The organism is Acidiluteibacter sp. (assembly GCF_055129545.1).
Map to the genome: position 1 here is coordinate 105,487 of NZ_JBSRUB010000023.1, position 25,348 is coordinate 130,834.

A 25,348-nucleotide genomic window follows, 5' to 3' on the forward strand; every position below is an offset into this window, starting at 1 on the left:
AAAATAAAAATCAACCATTTTCAAGAGTAATAAATGAAGAAATATTTGAACCTTTTCGACCTTTCGATGAAAGTCAATTACAAAACTGAAGTGCTTTCTGGATTAACTGTGGCCATGGCTTTAATTCCTGAAGCAGTGGCTTTTGCATTAATTGCAGGGTTGCCACCATTGACAGGTTTGTATGCCGCATTTATGATGGGTTTAGTGACTTCTATTTTAGGTGGACGACCAGGAATGATTTCCGGAGCTACAGGTGCTGTGGCTGTAGTTTTAGTGGTTTTAGCTAAAACACATGGCATTGAATATATTTTTGCGACGGTAGTTTTAGCCGGATTATTACAAATGTCAGCCGGCTTTTTGAAATTGGGAAAGTTGATGCGATTGGTGCCACATCCTGTTATTTTCGGATTTGTAAATGGCCTAGCGATCATTATTTTCATGTCGCAAATGGCACAGTTTAAAGATGCTTCTGGAGCATGGTTGACTGGAACGCCATTGTTTATAATGTTGGGATTGGTGTTGGTTACGATGTTGATTATTTGGGGATTGCCGAAGTTGACAAAGGTGGTTCCGGCCTCTTTAGTAGCTATTTTAAGTGTTTTCGGAATCGTTGTCGCTTTTGGAGTGGACACCAAAACAGTGGGCGATATGGCTTCTATTTCTGGTGGATTTCCACCGTTTCACTTTCCTGAAGTTCCATTTACGTTAGAGACTTTATATGTTATTTTTCCTTATGCTGCCATCATGGCTGGTGTAGGACTAATTGAAAGTTTATTGACGTTGAATATCATCGATGAAATCACGGAAACGAGAGGGAGAGGAAATAAAGAAGCAGTTGCTCAAGGATTGGCAAACGTACTTTCAGGCGTGTTCTCAGGAATGGGTGGATGCGCCATGATTGGGCAGAGTTTAATCAATATTTCTTCAGGTGCTAGAGCACGTCTTTCAGGGATAGTCGCAGCAGTGATGTTGTTGGTGTTTATCATGTTTGGAGCAGGATTGATTGAAATGCTGCCAATGGCTGCATTAACTGGTTTGATGATTATGGTTTCTATTGGAACGTTCGAATGGGCGAGTTTAAAGACCTTCAAACGAATGCCCAAATCAGATATTTTTGTAATGGTATTGGTGACGTTAGTGACAGCCATATTGCATAATTTAGCATTAGCAGTATTGATTGGTGTTATCATCGCTGCTTTGGTTTTTGCATGGGACAACGCCAAACGAATTCGGGCAAGAAAGCATATCGATGAGAATGGGGTAAAACACTACGAGATCTATGGACCACTGTTTTTTGGTTCTACAGCCGCCTTCGGAGAAAAGTTTGATATTTTAAATGACCCTGATGAGATTATCATTGATTTTGCTGAAAGTAGAATTGTAGACATGTCTGCTATAGAAGCTTTGAATAAAATTACAGAGCGCTACCTCAAAGTAGGGAAGAAGGTTCATTTGAAACACTTAAGTGCCGACTGCAGAGTTTTATTGGAAAATGCAGATGAAATTATTGATGTCAATGTATTGGAAGATCCAACTTATAAATTGGCGGTGGATAAAGTTTAACCTTTTAAGAATAGATTGATAATCTTCAAAATGTTTAATTCAGTATGCTGAAAAGTAAAGCGAACTCTCGGAGGGTTAGTATTTAATAGCTTACTAACCCTTCGAGAGTTAATCGCAAACTGAATGTTCTTTACCTCAACAAACTCAACGTCCCTTTGTACGTTTCTCCATCGTGTTTGATGATGTAGAAATACACTGCAGTGGCTAAGTTATCGCCATCCCATGACGGACTGTTTTTCCAATGGGCGACTTTCATGCCCCATACATTAAAAACAGTAATGTCTAATGGCAAGCCTTTGGTATTGCCTAGCTCCCAGGTATCATTATTGCCATCGCCATTGGGGGTAAAAATGTTGGGAATAATTAACGCACAAGGCTCTACTTGCACCATTATTTTGCTTCTCTCCTCTGCAACACAATTTTCTATTTCTGTTTCTAAATAAAAGGTTTGGTTATTTTTTACTTTAAAGGAATACCCAAATCCTTGAAAAAACGGATTGGTTGCCGTTGGAGAATTGTACCAATTCAATGCAGAAATGCGTTCTGAAAAATTGGGCGCAATGGTTTGGGTAGTGTTTTGACAAAAACTCACTACAGAATCTTTTAATCTGGGTGGAATGTTTTGAACCACTTCAAATGTATCTGAATACAAGGCATTGCAAACGCTCAACCGATAATACATCGGACTAGCTGTAGGAATATGATTGGCTGAATCTCCTGCGGTGATATTGTCCCAAATGGTGTTATTCGTACTGTATTGCCATTGAGTGGTGCCGTTGGAATTGCTGCTATACAAATTCACACTTTCTCCTTTGCAAATGGTATCTGCTGAAACAGCAACAGAACCCACAGCATGATTGGGCACAAAAGTAGTGTCCCATTGATTGTTAGCGCTCACTTCATCACGATTAAAAGTAGCGGTTACAATCAACTCATAATTGGCGCCCAAAGTGGTAAAATCCAACCCTTGGATTGGAATTTTTGCCGTGCTGCCTCCAAACAATGATTCCGTAGGAATGGGATTATAACTATTGGAACTGATTGCTTGATTTATGGTTTGCACCACAAATCCATTTCGTTTAACCGTAGCTGTAATGCGCATCGTATCTTGTGTAAAATCCAACCATTCTTCGCCGCTATTTGTATAGTTAATAGTGGCATTTACTGGGCTCGTATAGCACAAAGCACTATCAAACTGCACGGAAACAAGATTACCATCATAACTCAACGGCAAAGTAGCACAACTCCCCAAATAAAGGTTGTCGATAAAATAGTACGTGCCGAAGTATTCGAAATTATTCCTATTGTAACCCATGTAAAAGGTGTCAATTGCTGTGGTATCGTTAAAATTTCCCATCGTGAGTACCTTTTCTCCACCCACAGCTTTGTAGGTGTGATTGTACACAGTCCAATTTTTAGTTTCCGAAATGTATTCTGTGGGAGAAACTATAATTTGAGGCGTATAAGGTAAATTCTCATTAGAAGTTGAAGACACCTGACCATTGGACAAATAGATGCCCAATTGGTTGCGAGAGGCATGAGAAAAGGAATCTGCTAAATTAACATGAATCTGAAAACAATAGGTCGTATCGGCAATTAATACTTGTTTTAAATCACATTGGATGTAGTCACGAGTTGATTTAAAAAATTGATACAAAAGATACATTCTCATTCCTAAATAATTACTTCCATTTTGTGGATACTGAAAACCTGAATAATTTTTCGGAATTGTCCATAAAGTATCATGAAATTCATTATAGTATTCTGGTTGGGTATTTCCGCCCCCAGCTAATCGCCATTTATCCGGCCAATCAAACCCATTAATTATTTTGGCAGTATCTTCAAAAGAAGGATTGGGGATTAAATTTTGGGCGGTGCACCGCACCGCCCAAAACAAAATAATAATGGTTAAACTTAATTTCACTTATTCTATAATTAATTTACCTGCTTCCATTGAAGCATCGTTATTAACCAGACGGTAAAAATAAATGCCTGGTTGTATGTTATTCAATTTAATTTGATGAGTATTGGTAGTATTCAAACGGCTAAACACTTGCTGCTTGCCCAATACATCGTATAGCTCAAATGTAACGTTATCTTTCATCTTTTTTAATCCTTTTTCTTTTGGCTTGACCCAAAATGAAACAAAAAGTCAAGTCTTTGAGAAAAATAAATTCTTCCTCTTTACAAAACTTAACTTCGGCGAAGTGATTTCCTCTTAAAATCGGAACTTCTCCGCCTCTCTAAAGTTTCATTTTGATCAAGAATTCATTTTTCTCAAGGACAAATTCACGATGGACATTTGATTGTTTAATCCATTTTCCTTCGCTTATTATATGTGCTCATTTCTTTGTCAGAATGAGCATTTCGGTTATAGCTTGGCTCAAAACAGGCTTTAGAGCTCACTGAGCATTTGCCGAAGTGAAGTCTAAGACAATTAAACTATTCCCTACCTATACAAACTCAAAGTCCCTTTATACGTTTCTCCATCGTGTTTGATGATGTAGAAATACACTGCAGTGGCTAAGTTATCGCCGTCCCATGACGGACTGTTTTTCCAATGTGCGACTTTTATGCCCCATATATTAAAAACAGTAATGTCTAATGGCAAACCTTTGGTATTGCCCAATTCCCAAGTATCATTATTTCCATCGCCGTTGGGGGTGAAAATGTTGGGAATGATTAGCGCACACGGTTCTACTAGTACTTCTATTTTACTTCTTTTTTGTTGCGCAACACAGCTATCTACTTCCGTTTCTAAAAAGAACGTTTGGTTGTTTTTAACTTTAAAGGAATAAGTAAGCCCTTGAAAAAATGGGATAGTTGCTGTTGGAGAATTGTACCAATTCAATGCAGTAATGGGCTCTAAAAACTGAGGAACAATGGTTTGTGTGGTGTTTTGACAGAAACTAACTATAGAATCTTTTAGTTTCGGAGGAATGTTTTGAACCACTTCAAATGTATCTGAAAACAAGGCATTGCACACGCTCAACCGATAATACATCGGACTAGCTGTAGGAATATGATTGGCAGAATCTCCTGTTGTAATGTTATCCCAAATGGTTTGATTACTGCTGTATTGCCATTGAGTGGTGCCGTTGGAATTGCTGCTATACAAATTCACACTTTCTCCTTTGCAAATGGTATCTGCTGAAACAGCAACAGAACCCACCGAATGATTGGGCACAAAAGTAGTGTCCCATTGATTGTTAGCGCTCACTTCATCCCGATTAAAAGTAGCGGTTACAATCAACTCATAATTGGCACCTAAAGTAGTAAAATCCAACCCTTGGATTGGAATTTTTGCCGTGCTACCTCCAAACAATGCTTCAGTAGGAATGGGGTTATATATATTAGAACTGACTTCTTGATTTATGGTTTGCACCACAAATCCATTGCGTTTAACTGTAGTCGTAATGTGCAAGGTATCTTGCGTAAAATCCAACCATTCTTCTCCTGTATTGGTGTAGTTGAGCGTGGCATCTACAGGGCTCGTATAACACAAGGCGCTATCAAACTGCACAGAAACAAGGCCGCCATCATAACTCAATGGCAAAGTGGCACAACTCCCTAAATACAGGTTGTCGATAAAATAGTAAGTACCGTAATAATTTAGTTCTTTCGACTTTACGCCAGTAAAGAAAGTATCAATACCTGTAGTATCATTGAAGTTTCCCATCGTCAGTACCTTTTCTCCCCCCACTGCTTTATAGGTATGATTAAAAGCCAACCAATTCTTTTTTTCAGCAATGTATTCCGTAGGTGAAACTATTATTTGAGGAATATAGGGTAAATTTAAATTAGAATTAGAAGATACTCGATTGTTGGATAAATAAATGCCCAATTGGTTGCGAGAAGCATGTGTTACTGAGTCAGGTAGATTCACATGAATCCGAAAACAATAAGTGGTATCCGCAATTAATGGCCGGCTTAAACTACATTGTAGATAATCTCTTTGTGGCTTTGCAAACTCAACTAAAATATACATAGCCATCCCTAAATATCCATTCCCTTCTTGAGCATACTGATAACCAAAAAAGCTCTGAGGGACAGTCCATAATGTATCTTGAAATGGATTGTAATATTCTGGACCAGTGTTTATCCCGCCAGCCATTTGCCATTTGTCTGGCCAATCATAACCATTTACTATTTTGGCCGTATCCTCAAAAGACGGATTGGGGATTAAATTTTGGGCGGTGCATTGCACCGCCCAAAACAAAATAATAATGGTTAAACTTAATTTCACTTATTCTATAATTAATTTACCAGCTTCCATTGAAGCATCATTAGAAACTATACGATAAAAATAGATGCCTGGTTGCACGGCATTTAATTTTATTTGATGACTGTTGGTTGCATTCAGTCGTTTGATTAACTGCTGCTTGCCCAACACATCGTACAACTCAAATATAACGTTTTCTTGGTCACCCACTTCAAAGTTAAGGAAAATCATTTCCTTCGCTGGGTTTGGATAAATGGCAAAAGGAAATTGTTGAGTACTTTCGTCCTTCAATCGTTTACTAGCTCCTCCTATTGATGATGCAGGGGTATAGTTTACCATTTCGCAAGTGTTGAACACTTCGTTTCCGCCCAAAGCAGTGGTGATGGCCCTTGCTTGATACACTGCTAGTCCATCGTAATCTGGACATTTAGCTGCCATCGTTTGCAATTGAGACATTTCCAATTTAGTCAATGCCACTCCGTTTTTATAGTGTTCCGCAATGGGATTTATTAACGCTAGGTTGGCATCAAAATTAGTAGGAGTTCCTACTGATATTGCACTTCTTCCTGCGGTATTCAATGGTTTGCCCACTGCTTTTCCGATGGGTGTAGTTCGCATGGAATCAGAAAATTGCTTCCAAGTGGCGCTATTCATCAAAGCAGAATCTTTCGACAAATTGAAAAACAACAGCTGTTCGTTAAATTGGCTGGCACTGTCAATGGCATGCACCATATGAGGTTGGTTGCCTCTAGTACTTTTTCCCATTCTAAAGTTGCCCAAACCAGGAGCTGCTGAAGCAGTTGCATTGTTTCTAATTCTGGTTCTAGTGGTGCAAAACGCTGGATACAAGTTTTGATTCAATGAATTGTCCTTTGCTAAAATTGTGGCACCACTACCTGACCTATGTGAATTAAGTATGGTAGGATTAGTCTCCGTTCCATTCATAACAAACAATTTAGAAGCGCCTCCATTAGAGCTAATGGACATGGTATGGCTTCCAGTGCTAAAATCACCAATCCACCTATTTTCAGAGGCGGTGTCTACATCGCTATTGAGCAAATCACCAACTGCACCTATCACACCATTGTATGATAACACAAAACCAAAAGTGTGGTCTTTCATGTCGTTATTATAGACTTGAGCACCACCGTTATATCCTCTGAAAGTTAATCCATTCCCAGTATTTTCTACATTGTTGCAATTAACTTTAGGCAATCCGAATCCGCCATTTACTACTTCAATTCCTGTAACTAAGGTATTGGTTCGTGGTGTAGTTAAATAGTTGTTCGGGTCGTTATATACCTTATTACCTGTAATTTTGGTTTGAACGTTATCGGTTCTTATCCCCCAACTTGGAGTTGCAGGACAAGGAAATGGGAAACAAAACGGATTCCCTGCTGTATTGTCATTCAAATCCAATATGGTATTGTCCGTAATATCCACTTGACCATTATAAGCAAGTATACCATACTTTGCATGTTTGATGGTGTTATTTACAAACTTTGAAGCATAAGGAATGTAGTACATCTCTATACTATAGTTATTCATTGTAATCCCGCAACTGTTAGTATTGGTTTTAGTTGTAAAACTATTCACTCCATCTCCTTGATATTCTAAATCCATTTCTACTCCTTCTACAGTTGCATTTATACAATCAAGAAATTGTATACCAGTTTGAACGTTGTAGATTTTAGTTGAAACAACATGAACAAAATACAGGTTGTCTATGACTTTCAAAAACTTAGACTCAGGAATTAAAGGGTAATAAGTATTTAATGATGCAAAATGATTAACAGCACCACCATTAATTGTGAGATTTACATCATCTTCAGAATTAATACTAAATTTATTAGATATAAATTTAGCATCATCAATAACTACTTCTTTAGGGGTAACATCCTTAGAACCCAAGATATCTATAGCAACTTCTGAAACAGGAAATGTTGTAAAAAAGGGATGATTATAAAAGTCTTTAAAAACATCAGTGTCTGAAATGTAATCAGAATTTATTATTTTAACTTTTCCACCGCTTCCATAGAAATTACATAATGTAGTTGTTAATGGACTATATAAACCTGCATCTTTTAAATCCTCGATGAGTATTGCAGTTTCAGGATAATATTCGCCAATTGAGGCAGATATTAATGGAGTTGTACACTTTACATATATATGGGTGAATTTTGAAGCATTGGAATTTGCTGTGTATGATTTCGCAGTAAATACTCGATTGTTACGGTCAAAGGTTACATTATCAACATAAATTATTGGATCATTTAAACCTACAATACCATTGAAACTATTGGAAAAATTTGAACCTGTACCAAAAAAATCAGGATCGGAATAAATTGTCAAAGCTGAATTTGGGTTTTGACCATTAACATAAATACCATCCCAAAATTTAGAAGGATCACATGTTCTAATTGTACGTATGAAAGTAGGACCAAGCGGTGTAGATTGGTTATTATGTCCATCTATGGTTAAGTGCCCACCAACAACATCAATCTTAGCATTCTCGCCCATCATAATAAGACAATCTCTAAAAATGACATTTTCATTTATTGTTAAAGTTCCATTTATTTCAATAAGCTTATTCTCAAAAAGGGTAAAGCTTTTTGTTATCGGAGCAGTATAAAAAGGTAGCCAAGGAGCATCACTTATAATAGTCCAATCAAACACATTATTACTCTTTACAGTCGTAATATTTTCATTTGTAATTTTAATATCAGGTATTCCAGAATTTACTACCACTTGATCCGAAACGGTACAACCTCCAGAATTAGGAATGGTCATGGTTAAGGTGTATGTAGTAGCAACATTAAAGGTGTTGACAGCAGTTCTTGCAGCATTAGGATTGTCCAACCCTGTTGTTGGGCTCCAAGAATAGGTAGCTCCGGGTAACGTGCAACTAGGCCCAATTACAGTACTTTTGCAATAGCTAGGAGTTACATCAGGACCTGCATCTAAATGCAATAAACTTACATCGTCTAGGTTTGCAGCGCCTTCGTTTGCAATTGTCCCACTGCCTGCTGTAGACGAATATCCCATAAATATCAATCGGTCAAAATTATTATTCGCAGTTCGACAAAATTTAAAAGTTGATTTGGTCGCACTATATTGACTTGCAGTTATTATACCTACTTCTTGATAATCTGAAGGGCTTAACGTTAATAAATAATCGAGAAGTATCATATTGCTAGGACAAGCTAACAAAGTGGCTTCATTAATAAACCAAGCTTTAAAAGTTTCAAATTTAGAGTATGCAGTCCAAGAAGTTCGTTGCAACGAAAACGAAAGAAAATACTCTTTGCCACTTTTTATATCTAAATCAATTCCTATTGAACCACCGTCATGATATGTCGATTGTACTAGTGGATCACTAACATATACATCATAAAGCTCCGCAAAAGGATTGTTATTAGGTAACTGATTATTATAATGGATATCGGTTCCTCTATAAACATACCAAGTAGGAGTTGAGTAACTTTTCCATTCACAAACCTCACCTAGTGAGAAGGCATTAAGTGCATCAGGTGAAGCAATACTTGCGAAACTAAAATTTCCGTTTTTTACTAACTCCATGCAGTTGTTATAGCTGGTTGGGCAGGGATTTGGAACCGCCATTACAACTTTTGCAATAAAGTCCAATTGTGGCGTTTTGTCTGCAAATCTTATGATTTCAATCATATAATCTACACCTATGCTTAAATTTTCAGAAAGTAAATATGCCGCAGGAAAGCCATTTGTGCTAATGACAGAATCAACTAATGACAAATTGCCGCAATCTTCAAATTGATAGAGGTATACTTTCTCAAATTCCAATGGGTCTCCAGTTGAGAAAAATTCAATGAGCATAGAGTCGCTACTGGCGGAAAATTGCATGAATAAATTTTGTTGATCTTCTTGAAATTGTGCTTCTATTTCTTCTTCTCCATAATAATAAGGGTTATCACATTCTTCGCCTGTATTAGAAGCAAAGAGACTAAACGAACTCGTTAGTAATAACAAGATGTTTAGTAGTATTTTGTTTTTCATGTTTTAAGGTATTGGTTCTATTTAATAATATCAAAAGAGTTTTTTACTAGTATCTCCTTCGTTAAACATAATTGCCTTTACCTAAAAAGAGATAATTGGTGGTGTTGTTAACTAGAAATTCAATGTAAAAAATTGGAGAGAAAGTGAAGGATACATTAAGATTCAGCCCTTTAAGAGTAGAGAAGTTAATTGGAATGAAGGGGCTAAAATTCAACTTGATAAAAGTAGGTTAGGTTTGAAACCTAAAAATAGTTAAAAAACCAATACATTTGCAAGTGTTTAATTTTTAACCGCTAACAAAACGATCAAAAAATATTAGATTCCTTACAAACATTAAGGTTCATCAAGTCAAAAAGTTATAAACAATTGAAATTGTAGTAGTCAAGAAGGGTGTTATATTAAGTGTTTTTTATCTCAGTATGTGAGAAATTGTTTCGTGCGAACTATACAACAAGGCAAGAATATTACATCGTTTTATAATGAATCTAATTTTTCTTACTTCACGAAATTTTAATCTGATGATGATAAAGTAAACCGGCCAATCCATCGCGAGAAAAAGCAGCTCCTTTTATGCGGTTCATATCTGGGCGGATGGCATAATTGTTAGACGTTCTAAAATCGGCTTTTTCTAGGTTGGTGTTTTCAAAAATAGCGGATAATAGATCACAGTTGGTAAAATTAGCAGCCGTTAGATTGGCTTCGGTAAAATCTACTTCATGCAAGTTGCAATTGGTGAAGCGAATCTTTTTGAGCACCAACTGATAAAATGAACTGAGGTTGATGGTACAATCAGTAAACTCAAGGTCCAACAGGAATTTATTGCAATCCTCGAAGTGCAAACCCAATAATTTACATTTATCGAAGGCGACAGTTTTAAAGGCCGTGTTGATTAATTTTGAAAGACTTAAATCACAATTAATGAAGGTACATTCTACGAAAACGAAATCAGCCAAATCAAAATGAGAAAGGGAACAGTTTTCAAAAGTGCAGTTGTCATATTCTCCTTTTTCTAGGTGTGTTTTATTTTTAAATATTTGATCTTCAAAACTATTTTCTACCATTTTTAATTGCTCTTTGTGCTTGCTCGAGGTGTCGTTGATTGTGATAAATGACCACTCTAAAAGTATCTCCACATTTCAACTTAATCCATTTCGAAATACTAATATTGGTTTTAACTCGATTCAAATTTACAGTTTTAGCCAATTCTAGCAGCCCTAAAAGTTCAGTTTGCTGCTGTAAGAAAGTAGTAATTGTTGAATGATCTAGTTGACTGCCCATTGGGTTCATCGACTTAAAGGTCTTCATTTTGTTTAGCTTTTCTTTTGGCAATAAGCTAACTGCAAAATAATTTCCCAAGCAAGTACTTTTGAAATTTTCGGCGTTTTCTTTTTTGGCAGATTTTAATCGATCATTAATTTCTGGAATATAGAATTCTCCATATCGGTTCAAGTGTTCAATGCATTCCAATGCGCTCCATGATTGTTCATTCAATCGGGCATTTAAGAGGTTTTGATCGAGTTGCTGCAATGATTTTACCGATTCAATGGATTCATTCACCCTTTTTGTCAAATCTATAATTAAGTCTTCTGATTTTTGAGTCATCATTTTTTTTCTACAAAGTTGGCCTCAATACAATTCATAAATCTTGATTCAAATCAAGCTTTTTAATTCTAGACAACGTTTCTGGCGTCATGCGCAAATAGGAAGCGATAAATTTATGTGGAATCTCTTGAAAAAGCTGTGGACTTCTTGCCAAGACTCTTTGATAGCGCAATAGAGGAGATGCAGTCAACAAATCAATTTCCCGTTCCATTTGTTGATGAACTAAACCAGCTAACGTCGAATACCATAAATCTTTAAATGGAGGATGAGTCAAGATTAATTGATCAATGGTTGATTTGGAGACTCGTTTTACCACCGTTTTCTTTAATGCTTGTAAGGATAAATTGGACACTTCTCCACTCAAAAAAGAATCCAATAGTGTGATGAAGTTGTTTTGATAGCCAAATCGAATGCTGTGTTCTGTTTCTTCATCCAAATAAAACACACGAACGGCTCCTGAAACGATGAAATATACATGAGTTTCCTTATCACCGGCTTGTTTTATGTATTGATTTCTTTTGATCATCAAGTCCTTTTCCCAGGAATTATTCTCATCAAAAATCAAGCACATTTCTATTATTGGATTCAAGTATTCGAGTTATAAAAGTTGAACAGTTAAATGAAAAAGGCGTGATGGAGATCCATCACGCCTGAAATAATTAGTTAAAGCTAGTTAGTGCTTATATCTTTCTGCATACAATAATAAGTAAATGCATGTAATAATTGACTAACTATTATGCTTGCAGAATAAATAAATGGACTACGAATACAGGGCGAATGCTTCTTCTAAAATCTCAGCCAATTCCACAACATCGATATCTTCCTTTGGATTAATTCTATAGATTTTAAATCGTTTGCGATCACCACTTTCTAAGGCTGCATGATGCAGTCGGTATCCATCAGCAAAACTGACATAGGCATCTTCTGTCACCTTATCTTTCCATAGGTAGCAGAACATTTTTTTATTCAAATAGAAAAATGGGAGCTTGTATTTCCATTCTTCAGTGATGGCTGGGTGAGCAACCTTTAAAATAGATCGTAAAGCTAAAAAGCAACCTTTTAGTGGTTCCTCTTGATTTTCGTAAAATAAATCGATTTCTTTCATTTAGTGATTATTCAATGTTGGAGAGTATTTCAATTGGTAAAACAATTTTAAATGTTGATTGCTAAAATGAGTGGTATCCACTGATATTTCGGAAGAATAAAGAAACCCTGAGGGCGGCAGAGAATCTAAAACTATCGGCTCGTTGGTATTTTTTTCTAACATCCTTGTTCTGCTTTGTAATCCTTCTGAATAGGTAGAAATTATACTGAATTGAATCGAAATGTATCCAATCGCTATAAAAGCAATCATTGCTGCTACTGCAGTGGAAACGTATTTATTTATGTTTTTACCTTTTAGATATAGATTGATGAAGTATAAAATTTTTAGGTAGCCAAATAATAAAATCAAATTGATGGGGAAAAGCGTTCTTGCGGCTCCAATATCTTGAGTGATGTATGTAATTATCAATTGATAGAGAAATAGAATTCCCAATAAGTTGATTGAAATAAAAATGATTTCAGCTGTTAGCTTTCTTGAATTGATTGCTTCACCTTCCATCTGAACAAAAATCAATGGCAAACCTAGCAACAACAATTTTGGAACGATGGGCAATAGATAATGCGAAATATCGAGTGCTGTCAATTTAAAATTGAGTAGAAAAGCGTCTATTGCCCCAATCTGCTCAAAATGCATCATTCTATTGTTGCTTCCCTTTCCATTCAATAAGAGGAGCAATGACAGTAACATCAAAATCAAGTATAGGATACTCCATTGAATATTTATGGGCTTTTCTCGTTTCAAATTTTTGATGAGTGTGTTTAACAGCAGATAGATGGCGATTAAGGCGATGGGCAAACTAGAACCTCCAATATAAATACTTGGTAGGATAAATGCCAAACCAGTCTTGTTAGTCAACTCGGATGCACGAATTTTAAAGAAGAGAATTGCTAATAATAGGGTAGTGGTAAGGTAGGTTGTGGAACTTGCCAACCAAAACCAAACTTCTCCTATTTGAAAAGTACCTAAGAATAGTAGTGAAGTGACATAAAAACTAAGGGTGTTAGATTGAATTTTAAAGGTAGAAAGCAATTGTTTGGTAAGCATAAACAGTAACCAACCATTGAATAGGCTATATCCGATTAAAATAGATTGAGATGCATTGAGATAACCCCAAAGAATGGAATGATTCAAGAGCAATGAAGTCCATCTGCTATTCCATGTATTTCTTTCAAAAAGCATGGCTTTCCAAACACCTAATCTTCGGACTTGATCTGCAAAATAATAGTCGTCAATTGCTAAATTTTGATGAATAGCGAGCCAAATAAACAGCAGGATTGCAGTAATAATAGAGAATACAATGAAAACACGATCTCTGCGTAATGGAATCAATAGGGGTTGAGTTAAAATGGGTTAATATTTAAAAGTAAATAACCCTTTTTTACTAGGCTAATTTTATGATTATTTTTTTTCAATTCAATGTTCGATTGATGAGAATACTAGACGGTATCTAACAAGTAGGCAATAAAATCAAGGTTTTTATGACAATTTTTATCAAATTATTATGATAAATTTGAGGAAACTAAATCCCAATCAATGATCTCCATTTTAAGTTCATCTTTTGATTTACTACCATCATGTTAAGAGCGATAATTATAGATCAAGATGAGAAATCTAGTAACTACCTAAACACTATTATTACAGATTTTTGTCCTGATATTAAAATAATTGGAGTCGCTTCTAATATCAAAGAAGCTGAGATGCTGGTTTGTAAAAAAGTCGACCTTGTCTTTTTAGATGTTAAATTTCCAGATGGTGATTGCTTTGAATTGCTCAATAGTGATGTATGTAAAAACTGTCGTGACTTCAAGATTATTTTTACAACCAAGAGCGACCATTATGCCTTGAAGGCTTTTAAGTATTCAGCAACCGACTATTTAATAAAACCGATTGATCCTGTTGAACTTGTGGATGCAGTTTGTAAAGTCATTAAGCAAACAGAGGAAACCGAAACAGTGAAAGAAAGATACTTGAAGGACATGTTTGATGGAAATCAATTTAGAAAAATCGCATTGCCGGTTAACTTTGGTCTAGAGTTAGTTAGTTTAGATGATATTATTCATATACAAGCAGATGGAAGCTACTCTAAAGTGTTTCTAACAAATTGTAAACCTATCTTAGTAACCAAGAAGCTAAAACATTTCGAAGAGATTTTGGAAGGGAACACTTTTGTTCGTGTGCATTATTCACATTTGGTTAATTTAAATCATGCCAATAAATATTTGAGAGGTGATAATGGTCAGTTAGTGATGTCTGATAAATCAATTATTCCTGTTTCTAGAAAGAAAAAGAGTGAATTGTTAGACATCTTAAAGTAATTTAAAGTTCTTATGTGGTTGCATTCTATGTAGATATATCATATATTTAGAAAATGGAAGTAAAGCAATGTTTGGAGTGCCAAGATGAATTTGAAGGTAGAGTGGATAAGAAGTTCTGTTCAGACCAATGCAGAAATACATACAACAACCGACAAAATAAGGATGCCAATTCAATAGTTCGAAGCACCAACTATATTTTACGAAAGAATAGACGAGTGCTGGCAGATTTAAATCCCAATGGAAAGTCGAAATGTACAGCAGCCAAACTAAAATCAAAAGGATTTAATTTCAATTATTTCACAAGTGAGTACATCACCAAGAATGGTGCAATTTATAAATATGTTTACGATCAAGGCTTTTTGCTATTAGACGATGGGACTTATGCTTTGGTAATCAAAAAAGAATACATTGACTAATGAAAAATTTTCAACTTAAATACATCGATTTTAGTCTTTTACTATTGAGATTGACTTTTGGAGGATTACTATTTTTGAACCACGGTTGGCCCAAAGTGTTGTCTTTTGAAGAGAAGTTTCATTCGTTTCCAGATCCACTAGGGGTGGGTAGCGAGATCAGTTATGGATTGACACTATTCGGAGAGGTCTTTTGTCCTGTATTGATAATTCTTGGATTATTTACAAGATATGCTTCCATTCCTGTTGTTATCACCATGTTTGTTGCAATATTTATAATTCATGGAGCAGATCCATTGGCACAAAAAGAAATGGCTATTCTCTATTTGGTTCCGTTTTTGGTTTTATTGATCTCTGGTCCTGGGAAAATTAGTTTAGATGCTAAATTGAAAGTCTAGAAAGGATAACCAATGGCAATGTTGAACACAAAATTGTCTTGTCTCCATGATTTAGAACCCAATTGAATACTGTCAAATGTCCATCGGTCACCTTCTGGTAAAAAGGGCTTACGAATTGGAAAAGCCAAATCGAAGCGGATGACGAAGAAAGTAGCATCAACTCGAAGACCGGCTCCTGTGCCAACTGCTATTTCATCTAGAAACTGATCAACTTCAAATTTACCACCAGGCTTATTGGGATCTTCATTCAGTAACCATACGTTTCCTGCATCAGCAAATATGGCTCCTTTTAAAAAGCTGATGATGTCAAATCGGTATTCTAGGTTCCCCTCTAATTTTAAATCACCAGATTGATCTAGAAATAAAGAGTTCCGCTGTTCTTGTTCACTGATAGAATAAGTTCCCGGCCCTAAAGTTCTTGCTTGAAATGCACGAATACTGTTTGAACCACCGATAAAAAATTGCTTGATGTAGGGCAATGCGTTAGAATTTCCAATTGGAATACCAACTCCTGTTATTAATCGAGTGACAATTTGGTTGTTTTCATCAATATTAAATAAGTATTTGAAATTTAAATCAGTTCTCACATATTGACTAAATGTAGCGCCGAAAAGCTTATAATTACTTGAATCAGAAGGAGCTTCTCCTTTAGTAATAGCGGTTGCTATTTGAGCTATATTTCCCGAAAGGTCTATATTTCCTTGAAAAAAGAAGTTGTGTCGTTTCTCTTTTTCTAATCGGCTGTCGTACTTGAAGGAATAGGTGGATCCAATGATAAATTGCTCTTCAAAACTTCTTCTAATCAATGGGTTTTTGTCTAGAATGAGTTCAAAATCAGGTTTTGTATCTGACAACTTTAAGAAGTTAATGTTGATGGGATTGTATTCGTGTGATTTTGTTTCCGTCTCCCTCCAACGGTATCCAAAAGAAACACCGAATGAATTCATTTTATAATATTGAACTCGATTTAACAATCGGTAATTGAATTTGTAACTTGTTTTAGGGGTATATCTAGTTGAGCTACTTTTAATATTGAACGGAACAATAAATCGTGGAAAACTCAATTCCACTTCAGCTCCTAATTCATAAGAATTCAATCCTTTGGCATTTTTAGTGATTTGAGTTTCAAATCCAGAATTCAAATTCACTGTTAGGAGTTCTGCGCCTTTTAGTAAGTTTCGATTTCTGAAAGTAGCTTCAAATCCGGGCCCAACGAAGTTGTTTGACTTGGAAGTAGCAGACACTTCCAATCGAATGGATTTTTTCGGTAGTGGAGTAAGGTTAATATAAGTGTTCAAGAAATGATAATCTGTAGAATCTTCTAGGAATTTAACATTTACGAATTTAAAAGGGCCTAATCCAGTATACTTTCTAATGGTTCGATCGTGAAGTTTTCTAGAGTAAAGACTTCCTCTTTCGAATGCAGACTCATCGACGATGATTTCAGGTCGAAATGTGCTGTCTTTTTCCAAGTAATAAACTGAATCTATCTTCAGCGTATCGTAATTTTTAAAATTTTCTTCATTTGTTAGGTCATACTGAGGATTGATGTATACTTGATTGATCCTATAAACTTCTAAGTTCTTTTTATCGACATTGTTTTTTAAGGTCAAAAACACATCTACTTTTCCATTTATGGTAGAATCAATTTCCCAAAGTAAAAACTCTTCATTGAAATAAAAGAAACCGCGATCTTTTAGGAATACATTTATACGAGAACGTTCATTTTTCAAATTTTCTAGGTTGTATGCATCTCCTGTTTTAACGATGCTTTCCTTTTGGGCATCTTTTATTACAGCTGAAATTACATTCACCGGCTCAGGATAGGTGACAGAATTTATTTTATACTGTTTTCCAGGTGTAATGGTATAGGTAATACTCGCTTTTTTCTTTTTTTCTTTTATTTTTAGATCATACTTTACAATTGGGAAAAAGTAGCCGTTGTTATACAATCTGTTCTCTATTAATGAAGTGGTTCGCTCCGCATTCAGTTCGCTCAGCAGTACTGGAGGCTCTCCAGTTTTTGTACGCAGATTATATCGAATTCCTTTTTTCTTTTTGGGTTCACCAACTACGTTATAAATCCAAAGTTTCGCTCTCAATGCACCAAACGCTTTTTTATTCGGCACTGGTACAATTACCTCTTCGATTTTTCCTTTAATTTCACTGTCGTCTGATTTGTTAATTTTAATGGTGGCTCCAGTATATAACTTTTCACCCTCGTTCAAATACTTGGTATTACTACAGCCAAATAAAAACAACAATCCAATGCTTAAAAGGAATAGGTATGGAGATTTATTTTTCATTCTTCTGTTTCATTTAAAGGTGCTTTTGGAACTTCTACTTCCTCTTCTTTTTTTATGTTTTCAGGTTTTTTAAACAGTTGTTTTAAAGTTTCATAATCTCTTGTATAAATTAGTGCTACACCTGTTTCTACGATATCACCTTCAATAATTCCTTCAAATCGATTGTCTCGATACAATTTTGCTTTGTATCTGCCATCATCAGTAATGGAGTATTCTATGGTAACATCTCCAGCAAAGTCACTTACTGTATTTCTTTTGGCGCGTTCTCCTTCTAAGTCTACATCTCCGCCTACTTTCACAGAAACTCGATCATTCAAAAATGATTTACTCACTGCTAAATTTAATTCAGTTCTTCCTTCAAATCCTCCAGATGTAGTTGAGTAATCTTCATAAGAATCGACATTTAAGTCTAAATTGACTCCTTTTACATATCTATCGGACAATCTGTTGAGTTGTTGATTTAGAACCTTACTAACTGAGTTTCGTGCTAAGTTTGAACCATCATTTTGATCGTTGAATGAATTCGATGCAATGAATCGTCTCAAAATGATCAATGCAAATACTTGCTTATTCAATTCGCTTTCTTGTTCATTTAGCTCTTGTAATTTCGCATAAACAATGCCGTTTAAAGCGGATTTATTGTCATCAGGCAGTTCAATTTTAAATGAAATTTCAGGTTTTAATAACTCGTTTTTCATCATTAAATACACATCAAAAGGAATTTTTTCTTGATAAGCTAATCGCTCACTTTCACTTAATGCTGAACTCTGCTGACTCAATAAATCCAACGGAGATGCTTTTACATTGTAGATTGCTGAGATGTCCATTTCTGCCTCTAGTGGGTCTCCAGACCATGTTATTGAACTTCCTGGCTTGATTTCAAATTTCCGTTTCACAACGTCGTAAAGGGTCAAGTCATAAAAACCACTATTGATCACATACCTTCCAATTAATGTCACTTTTCCGCTTTGATCTATTTGAGCAATAATAACACCACCACCCAATAAGTTTAGTTTATCTCCTGCTATTGGATCGACTACAATATTGAAGTTGGTCTTTTCATCGATTTCAATTCTCGCTGTAACGTCAAGTCCAAGAATACTAGAAGTAGCAGTATCAGAAGTTTTGTCTCTTCCAAAAATGGAGTTAAGATCTTCACTTTTGTCAACAAATACGACCACACCTTCTCGACTAATTTCTGATGGATCATCACTAGGAAGTACAAAAGTAAAATCGGTGCCTTCATTCAGTTTTAAATCCGCTTCGATGATTGGTTTATCTTGATCTCCTTTTATTTTTATATTGCTGCTAAACAATACTTTTCCATAAAATAAATCATTGTCACTCTCTTTAGTTGTGTTCAGAGCTTGGAAGTTTTTACTCTTGATCACCAAGTCAAAATTATACTGGTCAATCGTTTCGAAAGCGATGTTGCCATCGATAGAAAATGAGTTCCCTGTGCTATCTTTCACACTGAATTGCTTAAACAATAGGGTATTTTTATTGAATTCAATTTTATCATTACCAAACACGTAAAAACTATTCAAGTATGTCGAACGAAGTTTTACATTGTTCATTTGTATCTCACCGGTTATATCGGGGTTTTCTGCGCCTCCTTTCATTGATACTTTCCCTGAAAGATAGCCCTCAGACTCTTTCAACTGGTCGAAAGAAAAAGACTCCAACGTTTTTAGCTGCAGTTTTTTGATATCTATTAATAAGTCAAATGGGGCTATGGAATCAGAATAGCTGCCTTTAAAGGTAACGTCGTTTTCGTGGCCTGTTAATGCACCGTTGAAGGCTAATTTATCCGTTGTGTTGTTGGAAGAAATACTCAAATTACCAGCTGGTTGATTCAAAAAGTATAAACTGTCCAGTTTTAAATTGGCTTCAAATTGGAAGCTTTCCTTTTTAGTCCAAATACTAGTCGTTCCGTTGAGCAATCCGGTCAATAATTCAATGGAATCATTCTTTGTATTTTCCACTAAATTGAGCAGGTTTTCGATTCTAAATCCATTGAAATCAAATTTTAAAGCAGCTAAGTTTTCTTGTGGATTACTAATCTTAAAGGTTTCTTTTCCATGCGTTAACTTGAAATTCTCAACTTTTGTAGAATCGCCGAAAGTAAATTTATTGTTTTGATTGATTTTCCATTTTTGTTGATCAAGAATTACATTGTCATTTAAAAATTGAACGATAACAGCATCCTTAGCTCGATAACTAATCGCTTCAATGAAATAGTTGAGCGTGTCATTATCGTTTAGTTGTTGGAAAGTACTGGTCAAAGTATCGTTCTCTGCTTTTCCATAGAGGGCGATGTTTTTCAACAAATATTGGTCGTAGGATACACGATCTAAGCTCAATTCATAATCAAGTTGTCTGTTGTTTGCTCTGACATTGATATCCAGACTGTCAACTTGAATATTGCTGTAATTAACATTGGGTACAGACAAGTTGATATTGAATAAATCCTTATTGGAATTGAATTCTCCATTGATGTATCCACCTTCAAAAGTTTGTAAATCTGGAAGCAATATTTCACTAAGAACGGGGTTGTTTCGGATGGTCAAATCAAAGCTGAATTGTTGATTCTCTTTCGTTAAACTAGAATTAACGGTATCGTTGTAATACTCTTGAAAGAATTTTTGCATCGAAATACCCAATTCAGAAAAGGCAATATTCCCTTTGAAGTTTCCGGTCAATAAATCTGAATCAATGGAAATATTCGAATTGGAAGTATCCTTAAACGAAACGAAAAGTAAGGAGTCTATTTTATAAAACTCATCATTCTGTTTAATCTGAAATTTACGGATTTGGAAATCTCCGATCATGTCATCAATATTATTCCCGATTAGGTCTGCAGTTATCGCTGTTTGAATGCGGTAATCCTTGTCTGTAATATGGAGTCGTTGTAAATCTACTCCTTCCAAATCAAACTTGAATTTATATTCTGGAATAGAATCATTCATGCTCACAAGCCCATCAAACTTAAAAATCAAATTGGTGTCGTTCATGGATGCATTGCCCATAAATGTTTGATCCATGAGTTTTCCATCAATCACTAAATCGCTATACGTGTAATTTTTGTAAGTAAAGTCACTAATGTTGGCTCGAACAATAGATTCAATACTTTCAAAGTTCAACCCTTTTCCATCGAGAAAAGCTTCTAGATTTAAGGTGCCAAAAGTGGTGTCTTGTATGATTTTACCCAATTCTATTTTAGATAATTTAAGTGCTGCTTTGTACGCCAAATTTTCTAAACTATCTGTTGAATTGCTTAAGTCTAATGCTATGCTTCCATTTGTTAAATCACTCTTTATATTGATTTTTGAAGTTAAATCATTTTGAGTTCCTTTTGCATATCCGCTGATAGTGATGCGTTTCGGTAAGGTAATTCCGGTTGGAAATAAACTGTCACCAAGCATTGATTTTAAATCGCACTGAGTGGTATTAATGGTGTTAATTTTTAAATCGTAATACGATTTCTCAAAATTCAAGATATCTTTCACAACTCCATTTATCGAAATTCGGGTATCTCTTAATCCACTTAAATAAAGCTGATTGATGAAAATTTTTTTCAGATTTCCCTTAACATCAGTGCTCAATGTCAGGATTTGATTCCGATTTTTGGCAATGAGCTCATTGTTGATTTGCTCCGGACTGAAATAGAACAAATCTTTTACCGCAATTTTTGAACTGTTCAATTGAATGTCAAAATCTAATGCGTTTAAATCATCGCCAATGGTTTCCAAACTATTAAATGACAAGGAAGCATATTCCTTGATTTCTGTTCCATTCTTAGTTCTAAATAGCAGATTTGAAAGTGTCGCTTTTTGCGCTTCCAAGGTAACATCAGTTTGCAATTGATCGATTTCAAATCCACTTTTCTCGGAAACGCTTAATTCAGCAAAAGAAGCTTTAATATCAGAGATGCCATTGTAATGGAGTTTACTTCCTTCCAAATTGCTGATAGTTATTCCTATATGACTAAAATCTATGCCTTCATTAGTTGGTGCTGCATTGTTATCGTTGTAGTTAAATTCAAAATCCGTCCAATTGACTTCTCCTAAATCCACTAACCAATCTTGGGAAGTGGAGTCGTTGGGCGAAACTTCATCAGTAACTTTTGTTGCTGTTGGTTCTTGATTGAAGTCAAATTTGGTTGCTGCTACTTTTAAAGAGTTAACATCTATTTTTTGGTTGATTAAATCAAAATCATTGACCTCCAATTCAAGGTTTCCGATGGCAGATTTCAAATTGATTCCTCCCAATTGATCGATAAAAGTGACATTACTTTCATTAATTGCAATGGTATTTGCTCCAAATTGATACGTCAATTCTGTTGAGTCTGTTGAAACTTCTGTGGATGTTCCTTGAAATAATTCAAGCGCTAATTGAAGTTGATTAATTTCAATGTGGTCTGCTTTTATGATTTCTTCATTCAGATCAAATTGATTCATCTCAATTGCCAATTCTCCAACGGTAGTATTTACGGTGATTCCATTATACGGATCGTCCATTTTAAACCGAACATTCGTCAGTTTTAACTCATCCACACCAAAACCCCAGGCGGCCGATGTATCATTGGGCAATTCTTCTGTTGCGGTTGTATCTTCGCTCGCAAAAGCATCAATAAAAAATTGAAAGTTAAAATCTCCGTTTTCAGGATTGGTCTTCAGGTTAGCAGTTGTATTCTTTAACTCTATAGACGAAATGTTGATTTTTTTCCCCATTAAAGAAAATAGGTTGATGGAAACATTCAACTCTCCAGCATAAACTAACGTGTCTTGATTAAGATCTTCGGCGTAGAGCCCTTGTAATTGAATCAAATCGAAAAATCCCAAATAAATGTGATCCAACTCAATTTTAGTTTGCGTTTTATCGGAAACAAAAGCGATAGCCTTTTGAGTAATAAAGTTTTGTGCTTTCTCGGTTCGAATTGCCAATACTAAAACTCCAAAAATTACAATCACCGCAAAGAGGACAAAAAAGAGAATACGGGCGATTTTTTTAAGGATGACCAAGGATAACGTGGTATTAAATGAATGCAATACGTTGCAAGTTAAATGCCAATAAAGTTACAACTTCACTTCGCTAGTATTTACTTTTACTGCATAAAATCCTGGTTTTACTTCTTGGTTTATTGCAGCAGCATAATTGTTTGTAAAAACTGCTCCAAAATAGAAAATTAAAGAGGAATAAAAAACAAACAATAGCAATAAAACGACACTTCCTGAAGCTCCAAATATGGAATCAATGTTGCTGTTGATTAAGACCCTCCCTAGAATAAATTTTCCAATGGTAAAAAGAATAGAAGTAAAGAAACCGCCTATAACAGCAGGTTTTATTTTTATTTTGGCATTTGGCAAAACCTTAAACAGTAGGCTAAACCACAATGAGATGGAGAGAATGGAAAATAGTGCATTGATGCTTTTAATCAGTAAGATGTTCCAATCTGGATTGTATAGCGCGACAAAACTGCCTAGAAAAGTCAAAAAGGTGTCCGATACTAGGGAAAACAGGAAGATAACCCCTGCAATAATTAATAAAAAAAAAGAGAGTAATCGCTCAAAAATGGCTGTTAAAAAGGGTTGATTCGCTTTTGGTTTAAATCCCCATAATAAATTGATGGAATCCTTAATCAATTTGAATAAGGTAGTCGCTACAAACATCATGAACACAAACACTAAGATAGAAGTAAGGGGTGCGTCTGCAATGGATTGGAAGTTTTCAAATACCACTTTAATTTGGTTAGCAGTTTTGTCGCCAAAATAACTAGATAATTGGCCAAATAATTCTCCACTAATCAAATCTGGAGTAGTGAACGTACCTAATACTTTACTGATTATGATTAAAATAGGAGGTAAGGCAAACAAAGAGAAAAACGCAGTAGAGGATGCCAATGCAAGTGGATTGTAATTTCTATAATCCTTTATGGAAGCAATAATAACTTGAAAAATGGACATCAATGGAGGTTAAATAAAAGCAAATTTAAAGCAATCAAATGAATTGCTAATTATATGATGGATCTTCGGGGAAGTTAGCCATCATCGCAAATTGATCTCCTTTTTCCTTTAAAACAGTTGCCCATAAATCGTCAGCATCTGTATTTCCAAAAAGCAATTCATTCGTTGCTGACATAATTAACCACGATTCTTCTTTCAGTTCTTCTTTGATTTGATCTGGTTCCCAACCCGCATATCCCAAAAAGAATCGAATGTCTTTCGTTGTAATCAATTCTTTTTTAATCAGTTCTTTTAAAAAATTAAATTCTCCTGACCAATACAGATCTTCTTGAATGTGAATGCTTTTTGGAATTAAATCGCCTTTCGTATGAATGAAAAACAATCGCTGAGCTTGCACAGGTCCGCCCAAAAATACTTCAGCATCAAAAGGAGGGAAGTCTTCTAAGACCTCGTTTATTTTAAGTCCAACCGTTTTATTAATCACCATTCCTACAGTACCATCAGAGTTATGTTCACAAATAAGTACAATTGAACGTTTGAAATGAGGGTCTTGCATAAAAGGTTCTGCAATTAATAACCTTCCTTGCTCGATCGGCAACGCATTCAATTTCTTGATACTGTAGTTTAAAGGATTCAATTCCATTTTCAAGGTTTTCTCAAATGTAATAATTCTGAATTTTATTGCTTTTAATTTCTTCCAGTTTTTATTTCTTCCGACCTTTACAAGTGTGATAAATCGATCATTTCTAGATTAAGAATAGACTAAAATTAAAAATGATGGCTGATATAAGAAAAGAAGTAGAAACGGTGCGCCGCGACTTTAATTTTGGAACATTGGATTTCTCAGATGTTCCAAATAATCCAGTTGAGATAATGCAAGAATGGATTAAAGATGCATTTGAAAAACAACACAAAGACCCAAATGCATTTGTACTTTCTACAGTGCACAATGGGAAACCTGATTCTCGAGTGGTGTTATTGCGGGATTTTGATGAGAATGGATTGACCTTTTTTACCAATTACAATTCAAAAAAAGGAAATGACATTGCTCATGGACAAGATGTAGCGGTTAATTTTTATTGGATAGAATTAGATCGTCAAGTTCGGATTTCGGGAACAGCAGAAAAAGTAGACGCTAAAGTTAGTGACGACTATTTCAACTCCAGACCAAGAGAAAGTCAGATTGGAGCATGGGCAAGCAATCAAAGTTCAAAAATTGCTTCAAGAGCAACGATAGAAGAGAATGTAGCCCACTTTACAACCAAATTTGAAGGACAACCAGTTCCACGACCAGAACATTGGGGCGGATACTGTATCATACCGGATAGGTATGAGTTTTGGCAAGGCAGGGCTTCTCGTTTGCACGATCGTTTGCATTTCGAGAAAGTGAATGGTAAATGGACAATTGATCGATTGGCTCCCTAAT

18 protein-coding genes are annotated in these 25,348 nt (G+C 35.4%); 5 read left to right on the plus strand and 13 right to left on the minus strand.

Annotated elements, in window-relative coordinates; all coding sequences use genetic code 11:
• The first annotated feature begins 33 nt into the window (after nucleotides 1–33).
• Nucleotides 34–1,563 carry a SulP family inorganic anion transporter gene (locus tag ACTB0X_RS11235; RefSeq protein ID WP_463025117.1) on the plus strand — a complete coding sequence of 510 codons (1,530 nt, stop codon included), beginning with the start codon at nucleotides 34–36 and terminating at the stop codon, nucleotides 1,561–1,563.
• Between the two features lie 130 nt (nucleotides 1,564–1,693).
• Here the strand turns inward: ACTB0X_RS11235 and ACTB0X_RS11240 are convergent, their stop codons facing one another.
• From ACTB0X_RS11240 to ACTB0X_RS11280, 9 genes are all read right to left on the minus strand, one after another.
• On the minus strand, nucleotides 1,694–3,487 hold the full coding sequence (locus ACTB0X_RS11240) for a T9SS type B sorting domain-containing protein (RefSeq protein ID WP_463025118.1): 1,794 nt from the start codon (nucleotides 3,485–3,487) through the stop codon (nucleotides 1,694–1,696).
• Nucleotides 3,488–3,667, minus strand: a complete 180-nt coding sequence (locus ACTB0X_RS11245) for a T9SS type A sorting domain-containing protein (RefSeq protein ID WP_463025119.1) — start codon at nucleotides 3,665–3,667, stop codon at nucleotides 3,488–3,490.
• A 345-nt stretch (nucleotides 3,668–4,012) separates the two neighbouring features.
• Complete coding sequence (locus ACTB0X_RS11250; RefSeq protein ID WP_463025120.1) at nucleotides 4,013–5,809, minus strand: T9SS type B sorting domain-containing protein; 1,797 nt, start codon at nucleotides 5,807–5,809, stop codon at nucleotides 4,013–4,015.
• Entirely contained in the window at nucleotides 5,810–9,817 is a 4,008-nt protein-coding gene (locus ACTB0X_RS11255) for a T9SS type A sorting domain-containing protein (protein ID WP_463025121.1), read from the minus strand.
• 500 nt (nucleotides 9,818–10,317) lie between these two features.
• Nucleotides 10,318–10,878 (minus strand): pentapeptide repeat-containing protein, encoded by a 561-nt coding sequence (locus ACTB0X_RS11260; protein WP_463025122.1) that lies wholly within the window; start codon nucleotides 10,876–10,878, stop codon nucleotides 10,318–10,320.
• On the minus strand, nucleotides 10,865–11,422 hold the full coding sequence (locus ACTB0X_RS11265) for a DinB family protein (RefSeq protein ID WP_463025123.1): 558 nt from the start codon (nucleotides 11,420–11,422) through the stop codon (nucleotides 10,865–10,867). The genes ACTB0X_RS11260 and ACTB0X_RS11265 overlap by 14 nt, the downstream gene beginning before the upstream one ends.
• Nucleotides 11,423–11,453: 31 nt before the next feature.
• Nucleotides 11,454–12,008, minus strand: a complete 555-nt coding sequence (locus ACTB0X_RS11270; protein WP_463025124.1) for a Crp/Fnr family transcriptional regulator — start codon at nucleotides 12,006–12,008, stop codon at nucleotides 11,454–11,456.
• 171 nt (nucleotides 12,009–12,179) lie between these two features.
• On the minus strand, nucleotides 12,180–12,524 hold the full coding sequence (locus tag ACTB0X_RS11275) for a DUF1801 domain-containing protein (RefSeq protein WP_463025125.1): 345 nt from the start codon (nucleotides 12,522–12,524) through the stop codon (nucleotides 12,180–12,182).
• Nucleotides 12,525–13,853, minus strand: a complete 1,329-nt coding sequence (locus ACTB0X_RS11280) for a hypothetical protein (RefSeq protein WP_463025126.1) — start codon at nucleotides 13,851–13,853, stop codon at nucleotides 12,525–12,527.
• Between the two features lie 245 nt (nucleotides 13,854–14,098).
• Here ACTB0X_RS11280 and ACTB0X_RS11285 point away from each other — a divergent pair, with 245 nt between their 5' ends.
• The 3 genes from ACTB0X_RS11285 to ACTB0X_RS11295 are packed head-to-tail and all read left to right on the plus strand — an operon-like array spanning nucleotide 14,099 to nucleotide 15,650.
• Complete coding sequence (locus tag ACTB0X_RS11285) at nucleotides 14,099–14,839, plus strand: LytR/AlgR family response regulator transcription factor (protein WP_463025127.1); 741 nt, start codon at nucleotides 14,099–14,101, stop codon at nucleotides 14,837–14,839.
• A 53-nt stretch (nucleotides 14,840–14,892) separates the two neighbouring features.
• The gene (locus ACTB0X_RS11290) at nucleotides 14,893–15,255 is read left to right on the plus strand and encodes a hypothetical protein (RefSeq protein ID WP_463025128.1); all 363 of its coding nucleotides are present in this window, start codon (nucleotides 14,893–14,895) and stop codon (nucleotides 15,253–15,255) included.
• A complete protein-coding gene (locus tag ACTB0X_RS11295) occupies nucleotides 15,255–15,650 on the plus strand; it encodes a DoxX family protein (RefSeq protein WP_463025129.1) in 396 nt (131 codons plus the stop codon). Before ACTB0X_RS11290 ends, ACTB0X_RS11295 begins: the two co-directional genes overlap by 1 nt.
• On the opposite strand, the gene tamL is transcribed toward ACTB0X_RS11295, so the two are convergent.
• The 4 genes from tamL to ACTB0X_RS11315 are packed head-to-tail and all read right to left on the minus strand — an operon-like array spanning nucleotide 15,647 to nucleotide 24,565.
• Nucleotides 15,647–17,956, minus strand: a complete 2,310-nt coding sequence (gene tamL / locus ACTB0X_RS11300; protein ID WP_463025130.1) for a translocation and assembly module lipoprotein TamL — start codon at nucleotides 17,954–17,956, stop codon at nucleotides 15,647–15,649. The two genes, ACTB0X_RS11295 and tamL, sit on opposite strands and share 4 nt — an antisense overlap.
• Nucleotides 17,953–23,007 carry a translocation/assembly module TamB domain-containing protein gene (locus tag ACTB0X_RS11305; RefSeq protein ID WP_463025131.1) on the minus strand — a complete coding sequence of 1,685 codons (5,055 nt, stop codon included), beginning with the start codon at nucleotides 23,005–23,007 and terminating at the stop codon, nucleotides 17,953–17,955. Before ACTB0X_RS11305 ends, tamL begins: the two co-directional genes overlap by 4 nt.
• 27 nt (nucleotides 23,008–23,034) lie before the next feature.
• Complete coding sequence (locus ACTB0X_RS11310; protein WP_463025132.1) at nucleotides 23,035–23,922, minus strand: YihY/virulence factor BrkB family protein; 888 nt, start codon at nucleotides 23,920–23,922, stop codon at nucleotides 23,035–23,037.
• A gap of 46 nt (nucleotides 23,923–23,968) precedes the next feature.
• Entirely contained in the window at nucleotides 23,969–24,565 is a 597-nt protein-coding gene (locus ACTB0X_RS11315) for a YqgE/AlgH family protein (RefSeq protein ID WP_463025133.1), read from the minus strand.
• A gap of 134 nt (nucleotides 24,566–24,699) precedes the next feature.
• On the opposite strand from ACTB0X_RS11315, the gene pdxH reads away from it, so the two are divergent.
• Entirely contained in the window at nucleotides 24,700–25,347 is a 648-nt protein-coding gene (gene pdxH, locus ACTB0X_RS11320; RefSeq protein ID WP_463025134.1) for a pyridoxamine 5'-phosphate oxidase, read from the plus strand.
• Nucleotide 25,348: the final 1 nt, after the last annotated feature.

Coding starts and splice junctions, on each gene's coding strand:
- ACTB0X_RS11235 (WP_463025117.1), top strand. CDS start 34: ATGAAGAAATATTTGAACCTTTTCGACCTTTCGATGAAAGTCAATTAC.
- ACTB0X_RS11245 (WP_463025119.1), bottom strand. CDS start 3,667: ATGAAAGATAACGTTACATTTGAGCTATACGATGTATTGGGCAAGCAG.
- ACTB0X_RS11255 (WP_463025121.1), bottom strand. CDS start 9,817: ATGAAAAACAAAATACTACTAAACATCTTGTTATTACTAACGAGTTCG.
- ACTB0X_RS11260 (WP_463025122.1), bottom strand. CDS start 10,878: ATGGTAGAAAATAGTTTTGAAGATCAAATATTTAAAAATAAAACACAC.
- ACTB0X_RS11265 (WP_463025123.1), bottom strand. CDS start 11,422: ATGATGACTCAAAAATCAGAAGACTTAATTATAGATTTGACAAAAAGG.
- ACTB0X_RS11275 (WP_463025125.1), bottom strand. CDS start 12,524: ATGAAAGAAATCGATTTATTTTACGAAAATCAAGAGGAACCACTAAAA.
- ACTB0X_RS11285 (WP_463025127.1), top strand. CDS start 14,099: ATGTTAAGAGCGATAATTATAGATCAAGATGAGAAATCTAGTAACTAC.
- ACTB0X_RS11290 (WP_463025128.1), top strand. CDS start 14,893: ATGGAAGTAAAGCAATGTTTGGAGTGCCAAGATGAATTTGAAGGTAGA.
- ACTB0X_RS11295 (WP_463025129.1), top strand. CDS start 15,255: ATGAAAAATTTTCAACTTAAATACATCGATTTTAGTCTTTTACTATTG.
- tamL (WP_463025130.1), bottom strand. CDS start 17,956: ATGAAAAATAAATCTCCATACCTATTCCTTTTAAGCATTGGATTGTTG.
- ACTB0X_RS11310 (WP_463025132.1), bottom strand. CDS start 23,922: ATGTCCATTTTTCAAGTTATTATTGCTTCCATAAAGGATTATAGAAAT.
- ACTB0X_RS11315 (WP_463025133.1), bottom strand. CDS start 24,565: ATGGAATTGAATCCTTTAAACTACAGTATCAAGAAATTGAATGCGTTG.
- pdxH (WP_463025134.1), top strand. CDS start 24,700: ATGGCTGATATAAGAAAAGAAGTAGAAACGGTGCGCCGCGACTTTAAT.